Here is a 12,535-nt window from a genome sequence, read left to right on the forward strand (position 1 = left end):
CTACCCCGCGAGCGGCGGGCACACCCCAACAGACTTGAGGAGGACACCCTGATGCAAACACGGCCCCTGATCGGCATCACCATGGGCGACCCGGCCTCCATCGGGCCGGAGATCGCCGCGAAAGCGCTGAACAACCCGGAGATGTACGAGCTGTGCCGCCCCCTCCTGTTCGGCGACAGCCGGGTGATGGCCCGCGCCTACGAGACCACAGGCGTGCGGCTCGACCTGCACCCGGTGGCTTCCCCGGCAGAGGGCAAGTACCGGCATGGGACCATCGACCTGGTGGACATCCAGCTCGTGGACATGAACAGCCTGAAGTGGGGCGAGGTGCAGGCTCCGGCCGGCGCGGCCTCCTTCGCCTACATCAAGCGCGCGATCGAACTGGCCCGGGAAGGGGCCATCGATGCCGTGACGACGGGTCCGATCAATAAGGAAGCGCTGAGGGCGGCCGACATCGATTTCATCGGCCACACCGAGATGTTCGGGGCGTTCACCGGCAGCCACGACCCCCTCACCATGTTCGAGACCCGGGGGCTGCGGATCTTCTTCCTCACCCGCCACGTGGCGCTGGCCGAGGCCATCCGCATGATCACCCGGGAGCGGGTGCTGGATTACATCCGCAGGTGCACGGCCGCGCTCCGGCAGCTCGGCCTGGAGCGGCCGAAGCTCGCGGTGGCCGGACTGAACCCCCACGGCGGCGAGCACGGCCTGTTCGGAGATGAGGAGGTCCGGGAGATCGAGCCGGCCATTCAGGCCGCGCAGGCGGAAGGGTACGACGTGAGCGGCCCGTACCCGGCCGACTCCGTCTTCTGGCACGCCGCGCAGGGCCGCTTCGACGCGGTGCTGAGCCTCTACCACGATCAGGGGCACATCGCGGCCAAGATGTACGACTTCGAGCGCACCGTCTCCATCACCCTCGGCCTGCCCTTCCTCCGCTCCTCCGTCGACCACGGCACGGCGTTCGACATCGCCGGCACGGGGAAGGCCAGCTCCGTCAGCCTGGAAGAGGCGATCCGGGTCGCAGCCAAATACGCATCGGCGTTTCGCCGCGCGGGGTGAGGTCTGCCGGGGCCTCACCTCCGCGCGCCTCCATCCATTACGAGTGTCGAAGGAGGTTTAGGTATGGCAGTCTCAGGTACCCAGATGCTCCTGGCCCTGGTCATCGGCATCGTCGTCCTCGTCCTGCTGATCCTGAAGACCAAGATCCACGCTTTCCCGGCACTGATCATCGCGGCCGCGCTCATCGGCCTGATCGGCGGCATGGATCCGGTCGATGTCAGTTCGGCCATCACCGGCGGGTTCGGCAGTACCCTGGGCAGCATCGGTATCGTCATCGGCTTCGGCGTGATGATGGGCCGCATCCTGGAGGTCTCCGGCGCCGCGGAACGCATGGCGATCTTCTTCCTGAAACGCCTGAGCCGGAACCGCCCGGAGTGGGCCCTGGCCGCCACCGGCTACTTCACCTCCATCCCGATCTTCTGTGATTCCGGTTACGTCATCCTGGCGCCGCTCGCCAAGGCGCTCTCCCGGCAGAGCGGCAAGTCCGTCGTCACCCTGGGCATCTCGCTGGCCGTGGGTCTGGTGGCCACGCACCACCTGGTGCCGCCGACCCCGGGCCCGCTGGGAACCGCCGGCATCTTCGGGGCGGACGTCGGCAAGATGGTCCTGTGGGGCATCGTGTTCGCGATCCCCGTCGTGGCCGTGGGCATCGCCTACGCCACCTGGCTGGGCCGGAAGATCTACCAGGTGCCCACCGAGGACGGCGAGGGCTGGGAGCGCAAAGAATGGAAGGCCGAATACGAGCAGGCGGTCGAGGTTGAGGAGCGGGAGGACCTGCCCAGCACGGCGCTCTCCTTCGCGCCCATCCTGGTGCCCATCATCCTGATCCTCCTCAACACCACCCTCTCCGCCGTCGGCGCCAGCAGCGCATTCGCCCGCTTCCTCATCTTCATGGGCCAGCCGATCATCGCCGTGCTGTTCGGCCTGCTCATCGCCATCTACGGCCTGGGCGCGAAGATCACCCGGCCCGACATCCTGAAGGAGCTGGAGAAGGGCGTCCAGTCGGCCGGCATCATCATCCTGGTGACCGGTGCGGGCGGCGCGCTGGGCAACGTCATCCGGGCCAGCGGCGTAGGCGACTACCTGGCGCAGACCCTGGCCGACAGTGCGCTGCCGGCCATCCTGCTGCCGTTCATCATCGCCACCGCCCTGCGGCTGATCCAGGGCTCCGGCACCGTCGCCATGCTGACGGCCGCCTCGATCACCGCGCCGATCCTGGGCCCGCTGGGCGTCAATCCCGTCTTTGCCGCCATGTCCGCCTCGATGGGCGCCTTCGTCTTCAGCTACTTCAACGACTCCTTCTACTGGGTCGTCAACCGCTTCATCGGCATCGAGGACGTGCGGGAGCAGATCCGGGTCTGGTCGGTGCCCACCACCCTGGCCTGGCTCACATCCGGCATCTGCTTGGTGATCGTGAACGCCATATTCGGGTAGCGTGCGGGCGCGCGAGCGGCCCGGGAGGCAGGGCATCTGCCTCCCGGGCCGTTGTCGTGTCTCTATGCTAGCGCAAGCCTGCGCCAGCACACGGCCATGCTAGCGCAAGGCCGCGGGGCAGGCGAGCTCCAGCGTTACGCAGAGCTCGCCGCAGCCGCCCTCCCACGTGCGGGAGAAGGGCAGCTTGGCGATGACCCGGCGCATGGCCCGGTTGTCGGCCAGCATGTACGCCTGCAGCCGGGTGAAACCCCGCTCCCGGGCGGCGGCCACCAACTCGTGGCCCATGGCGGTGCCGATGCCCTCGCCCTGGCAGTCGTCGCGCACGACGATGGCGATCTCGGCGCAGTCCTCCGACACGCGGCCCAGCTCGCCGACGCCGATGACCTCACCTTCGCTCAGAGCCAGCAGCACAGTCCGCTCGTCCGGATCGCCCCCGCAGAGGCGCGCCGCCTCGACCTCCCCCGAGATGCGCAGGCCCGAGCAGTAGCGGAAGCGCAGCGTCCGGGGAGACAGGCGCTCGTACATCTCGACGATGAGGGGGGCATCTGCCGGCGTGCAGGGCCGGATGGTGACCAGGCGCCCCGTCCGGGATTCAAAGGAGACCGTCTCGTGCTGCAGAATGGCGGGCATAGGCAGCCCTCACTTTCTGAATGCGGCCGCGAATATTGTTACCATTTTCACTTATAGTGTATCCCGGCGGGCGCCTTTCATACAATGACACTTCCGGCCCTACCTCCCCCCCTCCGTTCGGCCCTGATACGCGATACGCCGCCTACTGTCCAGATGGCACCTGGCTAGATCGCGCCGGTGAAGAAATCCTCCAGCAGCCGGTGAAAGGTGTCCCGGTACTCGATCTGCGTCCAGTGGCTGCACTGGCCGATCACATGGAGCTGGACGCGGGGCAGGCGGGCGAGCAGGTGCAGGCTGCTCTCCAGCGGCACCACCTTGTCATCTCGCCCGTGGATCAGCAGGACCGGATTCTGGATGCGCCGCAGCGCGGAGTCGGGCAGGACCAGCTGATCCAGGATCTCCTGGCGGGGCCGGGGGAACATGGCCTCGTAGGAGGCCCGCACCCGGGGCTCCATGGCCAGGGCGAAGCGCATCTCGGCGATGGCATCGATATTGCCGCCGACCGCCGAGTCGTCGTAGGCAAACCAGCGGAAGGCCTGCGCGAGCGTCCGGGGCGACGGATCCTCGTAGAAGCCCCAGACCCGGTCCAGTTCGGGGCTGAGGCGGATCGGTCCGCCGGCGGGACCCATCAGCACGGCGCGGTCGAACCGCTCCGGCGCCTCGGCCAGCAGGTGAAGGGCGATCGCGCCGCCCATGGAGTTGCCCACCAGGTGGACCCGGCCGAGCTTCAGCTCGTCCAGCAGGGCCAGGATCTGGTCGATCCACAGCCGCATCCAGCGGCGGATCCCCTGCGGCGCCGGGTCGGGATGCAGGCTCTGCCCGAAGCCGGCCAGGTCGGGCGCGATGGTGTGGTAGCGCTCACCCAGCGTGGGCACGGCGTACTGCCAGTTGGCCCACGCGGACGCCCCCGGGCCGGAGCCGTGCAGGAACAGGATCGCCTGCTCATGCTCGGTTCCGGCCTGGTGGACGAAGGTGTCGCCCACGCGCGTCTTCAAGAGCGTCTGAGTCACCTGTGTCATCGTTCCACTCCTCTTTGCGAGTTGCGCATACCTAAATATTTGGCGTCCGGGACAAGAAGCCTGCCGGTCAGAACCCGTAGATCGTCATGCCGCCGTCCACCATAAGGGCCTGGCCGGTGACGTAACTGGACGCCGCGGACGCCAGGAAGACCACCGGCCCGACGAGCTCGCTGAGGTCGCCGATGCGCCGCATGGGCGTGCGGGCCAGGATCTCGGCCACGTACTGCTCATCCTGCAGCAGCTGCTCGGTCAGCGGCGTGCGGAAGTACCAGGGGCCGACGGCGTTCACCGTCACGCCGTACCGGGCCCATTCCATCGCCAGGATGCGGGTCATGTGAAGGAGCCCCGCCTTGCTGGCGCCGTAGGCGACCCCCGTGCGCAGAGCCACCGCGCCGCCCACGGAAGCGACGTTGATGATCCGGCCGTAGCCCCGCTCGCACATGTGCCGGCCCACCGTCTGGGCGACCAGGAAGGGACCCTTCAGGTTGGTCTCCACCACCCGGTCCCAGTCATCCTCCGCGACCTCCAGGGCCGGCTTGCGCATGTTGATACCCGCGTTGTTCACCAGGATGTCGATCTTGCCGAACCGCTCGAGGACCGCCTCCACCGCCGCCGTCACCTGCTGCTGGCAGGTCACGTCCGCCGTCACCGCCAGCGCGCGGCGGCCCTTTGCCCGGATCTCTTCGGCAGCGGTCTCCACCTCGCATGCGGTCCGCGCCAGGCAGACCACATCTGCCCCGGCATCCGCCAGGCCCAGGGCCAGGGCCCGGCCGATGCCGCGCCCCGCGCCGGTGACCAGCGCCACCCGGCCTTGCAGTGAGAACATCTGCACCGTTAGCTCCATCCTTTCGCCGTGGGAGTTTTCTCCCGAACCATTCGCTGCCAGCCCGGGGCTTCCCCTGCCATGGGCGGATCGGTTCACCACTGTTGGACTTTCGCGGGTTCAACTTTCGCGCCCAGATGCACCCTCCTGTCCCGCACCATATCGTCTGTTCGCACTTGCTGTTGGCTGCTCCGTTCAGCCTGGGGGTGCTAATCGGTCCACTGCCCACGGCGTCCCCCGTTCTCCCGCTCCGGCCACCAGCAACAGCCAATCCGAACAGAACGCAATGCGGCGGAGCCCCGTTCCCGCCCCCCTGCGACACCAACATACCTTAACCATTCGCGCCCCAACGGTTGTTTCCGCGACCATCGCAGCCAGAACCAAGCCACCCACCGACGTCCCCGCTCTCCCGCTCCGTCCCCCAGCAAGACCCTGCGGGCGCCCGCACACGCGAGCGCCCGCACTTGCATCCCGTCGGCGGCAGGGCCGCCAAACCCCGTTCACACCACCGGCGAACCCCACGCCGCGAAGTCCTCCCGGTGGCTCAGCAGCAGCACCTGCCGCTCCTCAGCCAGCCTGGCCAGCGCCCCCCGGATGTGCGCCAGCCGCTCCTCGTCGCAGTTGAGGAACGGGTCGTCGAAGACGAAGGGCAGGCGCACCTCCTCGGCGATCAGGTCGCCGATGGCCAGCCGCAGGGCAAGGTAGAGCTGGTCCTGCGCGCCCTTGCTGAGCTGGGGCGGCGTGAGCACCACCCCGTCGGGCTCGACCACGCTCACGGTGAACTCGTCGCTCAGCCGCACCCGGCGCCCGCTGCGCCCGGTGAGGCCCGCCCAGTACTCGGTCGCGGCGGCCTCCAGCCGCTCCCGGTAGGTCGTCCGGTAGATCCGCACCGCCTCCCCCAGCTCCTGGTAGGCGATCCCGAGCGCCCGGACCTTCCGCACCAGCTTCTGCTCCTCCTCACGCATCTCCGCCAGCCGCATCTCGGCCTCGGCCAGGTTGATGGTCTCCCGGCCCAGGTCCTGGAGCTGGTCCCGCAGGGCGCGGCGCTGGGCCTCCAGCTGCTCCAGGCGCGTCTCGGTGCGCTGCTGCTCCTCCCGCAGCTCCTGAATCCGGCCCTGCACCGCCAGCGGGTCGTCCGCCTCATCCGCCGGGGGCAGCCCCGGGTGCTCGCGCACCAGCGCCTCCAGCCGCTCGACGGTGCGCCGCCACTCCAGTTCCGCGTCGGTCAGCCGGCCGTCCAGGTCGTCCAGGTCGGACGCGCCCGAAGCGGTGAGGATGCCGCCCAGCTCTTTCTCCCCCTCCTGCACCTGGCGCAGGGCCTGCTCCCGGGCCCGCCACCGCTCCAGCGCAGCCCGGGGGTCGCCTCCGGCCGCAGACAGCGCCGGCTCCAGCAAGCGGCGCAGGGCCTCCGCCTGCTCAGCCAGGGCCGACTGCTGCTCGGCGACCTGCCGCTCCCGCTCCTGCAGCGTCTTCGCCGCCGCCCGGTCCCGCTCGGCCTGGGCGCGCACCGCGTCCGCCGCGGCCACCCGGGCCTCCAGCTCGTCCGGGTCAGCCTGCTCATCGAAGGGGGCCACCTGCGCCCGCAAGGCTGAGACCTCCTGCTTCAGCCGCTCGACCCGGGAGCGCCCGTCCGGCCCGGCCTCCTCAATGCGCCGGCGCTCTGCCCGCACCTCGGCGAGGCGCTGGTCGTCAGCCGACCACTCGCTGGCTTCGGCGATGACCCGCTCCCACCAGGACGGCGTCGCGGCCCTGAGCCACCGAACCAGCTCCGCCAGCCGCGCAGGCGGATCCTCCGGCGACAGTCCCGCACGGTCCGCGAGCCGCGCCAGCTTCGCCAGCTCGGCCCAGCGGCCCGGCGCGGCGGAAAGCGCCAGCTCCTCCACCTGGTCGGCGGGCACCCCCCACTCCGCCTGGCAGAGCTCGTCCAGGTCCGCCCGGTCCCGCTCCAGGTCCCGCTGCAGCGTCTCCCACTCGGCCAGGGCGGCGGCCGGGTCGGCGAAGCGCTCCGTGAAGGGCCGAAGCCGCTCCGCCAGTTGGTCCAGCTCCCGCCGGGCCCGTTCGGCCGCCTCCCGCAGCGCGGCCTTCTCAGGGGAATCGGTGAGGGCGCGGCGCTCCTCCTCCAGCGCCGCCCAGCGCCGGCGCCAGTCCTCCCACTGCTGCACCAGCAGGTTCAGCCTGAGCGGCGGCTCCGCCGAGAGCGGCCCCAGGTGGAGGGCCGCGATCTGCGCCGCCAGCTCCCGCTGCCGCCGCTCCAGGGCCCGGGCCTCCTCGGCCGCCGCGCCGCCCGCCATCCGGCCGCCCAGGAAGTAGCCCAGGCCTCCGCCCAGCAGCGCGAGAACCGCCGCGGCCGCCATGGCCGCACCGGGCAGCGCTGCCCCGCCCGCCGGGGACCCGGGCAGCAGCGCGCGCCCCGCCAGCCAGCCCAGGCCGAAGCCCAGCAGCAGGCCGACGGCCGCGCCGAGGCCCTGTATCCGCTTCCGCCCCGCCTTCGCCGCCTCTCGGACCGCGGCGAGCCGCTCCTGCACCTGGTCTGTCTGCTGCAGGAGGGCCGCCTTCTCCCGGGCGGCGGCGATCACGGCTTCATCCAGGCCGGCGACGTCGGCGTAGTCCTGCCGGAGCCGCTCCGCCTCCGCCTCCAGCCGGCGCAGCTGCCGGTCGAGGTCCTCGGCCCGGGCCGCCGCCACCTCCGCCTGCCGCCTCGCCTCGGCCTCCAGCACGTGGAAGCGGCGCACCTGCTCCAGCACCTCCGGGGGCTGCCCGGCGAAGACCGCGTACCGCTGCAGGGCCGCCCCGGCCTGCTCCACCTTCTCCCGCAGCCGCTCGTACCGCTCCCACCGGTGCAGGGCCTCGTCCTTCGCCGTGCGCAGGCGGCGCACCGCCTCGCCGGCCGGCCGGCCCAGTTCACCCCAGTCCGGCCCCGCCGAGAGCCGCTCCGTCAGCCGGGCCTCCTCGGCGGCCAGGTCCGCCAGCAGCTCCTCCAGCCGCTTCAGCTCGGCCAGCCTGGCCCGCAGCTCCCGCACGTCCCGGGGGAGCGCGGCGCGCCCGGCCACGTCGCCGAACTCCGACTGCAGCCGGGCCTCGGCCTCCTCCGCCGCCCGCTCGCTCTCCCTGCGCTGCCGCTCCAGGTCGGCGGCCTCCCCGGCCCGCTGGGCCAGGTCCTCCTCCAGCCCGATCAGCGCCTGAAGACGATCACCCGTGTCGGCCGACAGCGCCGCCAGCTCGGGCCACTCCCGGGCCAGGCGGCCCCGCAGCTCGTCCACCTGCCTGGCGGCGTCGCGGGCGCTCTCCAGCGCCCGGCGCAGGCTGCCCACCTGCCGCCGGTGCTGCCGCCGCCGCTCAGCCAGCCGCTGCCACTCCTGCAGGGCGTCCAGCACCTTCCTCCGCTGGCCGGCCTCCCGGCGCGCCTCCTCGTACTCCGCCTCCACCTCCTGCAGGTGCCCGGCGGACCGGTGGTAGAGGTCCACGGCCGACCGGGCCTGCTCAATCTGGGCCGCGAGCGCCCGGATCTTCCCCTGCAGCTCCTCCAGTTCCCGGTCCTTCCGCATGTTCGTGGGGAAGCCGTACTCGGCCGGGTAGCGGGTCCACTTCGCGGCCTCCTCCGCCAGCCTGGACAGGGCCTGCTGCGGCCGCCCGCCACCCGCGCCGGCCAGGAGCTCCTGCACCGAATGGTCCACCTGCTCCATCTCGGGCAGCGGCTGGGTCACACAGAAGATGGCCGCCAGCAGCTCCCGGGAGGTGAGGCCCACCAGCCCGGTGATCAGCTGCTCGTACTGCTCCCTGCCGGTCCGCGCCCCGGGGTTGTGCGTGCCCCGGTAGATGCGCTCGGGGCCCTCCGGCCCGTGCCGGGTCACGACCACCTGGTGGCGCTCGAAGTCGCGCCAGACGTGGTAGCGCAGGCCATCGGCGGCGGTGAACTCCACCTCCCCCTCAAAGCCGGGGGCCCGCCCCAGGTGGCGGTAGCGGGTCTGCCCGAAGTCTGAGGGCGAGCCGCCGGTGGGCAGCCCGTAGAGCGTGGCCATCAGCCCGGCCACCAGGGTGGACTTGCCGGACTCATTCGGGGCCACCAGCACGCCGAAGTCGGCGGGGAATGTGTAGGTCGTCTTTTCCGCGTAGGGCCCGAAGCCCGTGAGCGACACCGAATGCCAGATCACCCCTGCCACGGTCGGTCACCTCCTCAGCATGGCCTGCACGCCCCGGCGCAGGGCCTCCTCCAGGACGGCCCGCTCGCCCTCGTCCTGCTCCTCGTCCAGCCGCCGGCGCATGCGCCGGATGAACTCGCCCAGGATGGTCCGCTCCCCCGCCCACCGGTCCAGCAGCTGCGGGGAGAGGGAATCGGTCTCGTCGACGACCTCCAGGTAGAAGAACCGGTGGGCGCAGGCAGCCGCGATGGCCTCCGGGTCCAGCAGCTCCGGGGCGGTGCCGGTCAGGCGCACCCGGACGACGGCATCGGCGCCGGCCAGTCCGGGGATAACCTCGCGGTCGGCCAGACCGGCGATGACCTCCCGGTCAGCCAGGGCAGCGACCGCCTCGGCCACCTGCGCCGCATCCGCCATGGCGGAGACGTCCAGGTCGTGCACCACCACGGGCTGCACCCCGGCCGGGACCCGTTCCAGGGTCACGCCGCCCGGCTCCAGCGCGGCGATGGTGAACTGCCCGGTTCCCGGATCGTCGAACCCCTTCCCCTCCACCGCGCCGGGGTACACGGCCAGCCCCCGCCCCATGCGCACCTCGCCGGGCTTGTGGATGTGGCCCAGGGCGACATAGTGGTAACCCGCCTGCCCGAGCGCCGCGGGGTCCAGCGGCAGCGACCTCTCCCCGAGCGAGTCGCCCAGGGTACCGTGGAAGGCCGCCAGGTGGATGCCGGGCTCGTCCAGCCGCGGAAACTGGCTGATGGCCGGCTGGGTCTGGGTGATGCCGCCGGTGTAGGCCAGGCTGTAGAGGTGCACCGTCTCGCCCTGCGCCTCCAGGCTCGCCACGTGGGCCGGGTGCGGATTGGTGACCAGGATGCCCGGCCAGTCGTCCCGGTGCGTCTGGTAGACCGAGTTGGGATAGGTGATCTCGTCGTGGTTGCCGGGCACCGTCACCACCGGGACGCCGGCCTGCTCCAGCCGGCGCAGCTGGGCCATGGCCGCGGCCACCAGCGACTCTTCGGGGCAGTGGGTCTCGAACAGGTCGCCGACGATCAGCACGAGGCCGATCTGCCGGGCGGGGTCCAGGGCCAGGTCCACGGCCCGGCTGAGCAGGCCGTCCCGCCGGCGGCGGCGCTCCTCCGCCTGCTCCCGGGGCATGAAGGACGGCTGCCAGCCCAGGTGCAGGTCGGCGAGGTGCAGGATGCGCAGCACTGTACGCAGCCTCCTTTCGCGATCGCTTCGCGGCCCGCCCCGGGGCCGCGCCAAACCATCTGCTCCACAAATTGGCCGGGAGGCGAAGGAATTCCTTTCTGTGCGCGAAGCGCCGTGCGCCGCATTCCCGTCGGCAGGGGTGAAGCAGGTGCAGGCCAGTGCATGATCATGCACCGGCCTGCCGTCTCCCTTTACGCGATCGGACCACGCCCCCGTGCTGTGCGCCGGCCCTACCGCCTCAGCCGCGGGTCCAGCACGTCCCGCAGCCCGTCGCCCAGCAGGTTGAAGCCCAGCACCGCCACCATGATCGCCAGCCCCGGGAAGGTGACCACCCACGGGGCGAGCTGGATGTAGACCTGCGCCCCCGAGAGCATGGCTCCCCACTCCGGCGCCGGCGGCTGCGCGCCCAGCCCCAGGAACGAAAGGCCCGCGGCGTCCAGCATCGCCGTGCCGATGGAGAGCGTGGACTGCACGATAAGCGGCGCCAGGGCGTTGGGCAGGATGTGCCGCCAGAGGATGCGCCCGTGCCCGCCGCCGGCCGCCCGGGCGGCCTGCACGAAGTCCTGCTCCCGCAGCGAGAGCACCGAGGCCCGCACCAGGCGGGCGTAGACCGGCATGCCGACGATGCCCACGGCGATCATCGCGTTGGTGAGGCTCGGCCCCAGGATCGCCGTGATGGCGATGGCCAGCAGGATCGACGGGAAGGCCAGCAGGATGTCGATGATGCGCATGACCAGCAGGTCAAACCAGCCGCCGAAGTAGGCGGACACGGCGCCGATGAGGGTGCCCGTCGTCAGCGAGATGCCCACCGCCACCAGCCCCACCTGCAGCGAGATGCGGCTGCCGTGGATGATGCGGCTCAGGATGTCGCGCCCCTGCTCGTCGGTGCCCATCCAGTGCTCCGGCGAAGGCGGCTGGAGCATGTCGGCCAGCCGACCCCGGATCGGGTCGTACGGGGCGATGACGTCCGCGAGCAGCGCCGTGAGCACGATGATCAGCACGATCGTGCCGCCGAGGACCGCCGCCCGGTGGCGGAGCAGCCGGCGGAGGACGCCCGGTCCCCGGTAGGCCGCCCCGGGGTCGCCGGCAGGGGGCGGCGTGGCGCCCGCGGCCGGGTTCGGCGGGCCCCCGGGCGCCGGGGCCTTTGGTGTGACCGTCGCCATCTGTTCGCCCTCCCTCACTGGTAGCGGATGCGCGGGTCGATCAGCGTGTAGATCAGGTCGACCAGCAGGTTGACCAGGATCATCCCCAGGGTGATCAGCAGGATGCCCCCCTGCACCACCGGGTAGTCCCGGGCGCCAATGGCCACCACGATGTAGCGGCCGATGCCCGGCCAGGAGAAGATGGTCTCCGTCAGCACGGCGCCGCCCAGCAGCAGCCCCACCTGCAGGCCGATGATGGTGACCACCGGCAGCAGGGCGTTCTTCAGGGCGTGCCGGAAGTTGACCCGCCAGTTGGGGAGCCCCTTGGCCCGGGCGGTGCGGATGTAGTCCAGGTTCAGCACCTCCAGCATGGAGGAGCGGGTGATGCGGGCGATGATCGAAAGCGGGATCGTGGCCAGGGCGATCCCCGGGAGGATGAGGTGGCGCAGGCCGGTGACGAAGGTTGTCCACTGGCCCCGGAGGAGGCTCTCCAGCACCACGAACTGCGTGGCGCCGTCCCACATCATCCGGGCGTCGAGCCGCCCGCCGGCCGGCAGCCACTGCAGCCGCACGGAGAAGAACATCATGAGGATGAGGCCCAGCCAGAAGATGGGCATGGAGACTCCCACCAGGGCCCCGGCCATCACGCCGTAATCCAGCAGCGAATTTCGCCAGACGGCGGAGACCACCCCGGCCAGGATGCCCAGCGCCGAGGCCAGGAGCATGGCGAATATGGCCAGCTCCACCGTGGCCGGGTAGCGGGCCATGAGCTCGGCCGTCACCGGCTGGCGGCTCTGCAGCGACGTGCCCAGGTCGCCCCGCAGCACGTCGCCCAGGAAGGCGGCAAACTGTACGTGAAGCGGATCGTTCAGCCCCATCTGCTCCCGCAGGGCCTCCACCTGCTCCGGCGAGGCCCGCTCGCCCAGCATGAGCCGGGCCGGGTCGCCGGGGATGGCGCGCATCAGGAGGAAGATGACCACCAGCACGCCCAGGGCGGTGGGAATGGCGAGGCCGATCCGCTTGGCGAGATAACCGACGATGAGAAATCCCTCCCCGATGGGCGTTTGGGGCGCCCGAACGGGGGGC

At 71.3% G+C, this 12,535-nt stretch carries 9 protein-coding genes; 2 read left to right on the plus strand and 7 right to left on the minus strand.

The features are described from left to right. Positions 1-51: 51 nt before the first annotated feature. Entirely contained in the window at positions 52-1,059 is a 1,008-nt protein-coding gene (pdxA, locus tag ACZ45O_RS08495) for a 4-hydroxythreonine-4-phosphate dehydrogenase PdxA (protein WP_464857413.1), read from the plus strand. Between the two features lie 63 nt (positions 1,060-1,122). Next, positions 1,123-2,493 carry a GntP family permease gene (locus tag ACZ45O_RS08500; protein ID WP_464857415.1) on the plus strand — a complete coding sequence of 457 codons (1,371 nt, stop codon included), beginning with the start codon at positions 1,123-1,125 and terminating at the stop codon, positions 2,491-2,493. A gap of 99 nt (positions 2,494-2,592) precedes the next feature. On the opposite strand, the gene ACZ45O_RS08505 is transcribed toward ACZ45O_RS08500, so the two are convergent. From ACZ45O_RS08505 to ACZ45O_RS08535, 7 genes are all read right to left on the minus strand, one after another. Continuing rightward, the gene (locus ACZ45O_RS08505) at positions 2,593-3,123 is read right to left on the minus strand and encodes an N-acetyltransferase family protein (RefSeq protein WP_464857417.1); all 531 of its coding nucleotides are present in this window, start codon (positions 3,121-3,123) and stop codon (positions 2,593-2,595) included. Positions 3,124-3,287: 164 nt separating this feature from the next. Beyond that, on the minus strand, positions 3,288-4,142 hold the full coding sequence (locus tag ACZ45O_RS08510) for an alpha/beta fold hydrolase (protein WP_464857419.1): 855 nt from the start codon (positions 4,140-4,142) through the stop codon (positions 3,288-3,290). 67 nt (positions 4,143-4,209) lie between these two features. Next, positions 4,210-4,968, minus strand: coding sequence for an SDR family NAD(P)-dependent oxidoreductase (locus ACZ45O_RS08515; RefSeq protein ID WP_464857702.1), 759 nt, complete (start codon positions 4,966-4,968; stop codon positions 4,210-4,212). A 497-nt stretch (positions 4,969-5,465) separates the two neighbouring features. Further along, positions 5,466-9,125, minus strand: a complete 3,660-nt coding sequence (locus ACZ45O_RS08520) for an AAA family ATPase (protein WP_464857421.1) — start codon at positions 9,123-9,125, stop codon at positions 5,466-5,468. 6 nt (positions 9,126-9,131) lie between these two features. Continuing rightward, positions 9,132-10,307, minus strand: coding sequence for a metallophosphoesterase family protein (locus ACZ45O_RS08525; protein WP_464857423.1), 1,176 nt, complete (start codon positions 10,305-10,307; stop codon positions 9,132-9,134). Between the two features lie 230 nt (positions 10,308-10,537). Next, positions 10,538-11,470, minus strand: a complete 933-nt coding sequence (gene nikC / locus ACZ45O_RS08530) for a nickel transporter permease (RefSeq protein ID WP_464857425.1) — start codon at positions 11,468-11,470, stop codon at positions 10,538-10,540. 14 nt (positions 11,471-11,484) lie between these two features. After that, a complete protein-coding gene (locus ACZ45O_RS08535) occupies positions 11,485-12,489 on the minus strand; it encodes an ABC transporter permease (RefSeq protein WP_464857704.1) in 1,005 nt (334 codons plus the stop codon). Positions 12,490-12,535: the final 46 nt, after the last annotated feature.

This window comes from Symbiobacterium turbinis, from assembly GCF_055383075.1.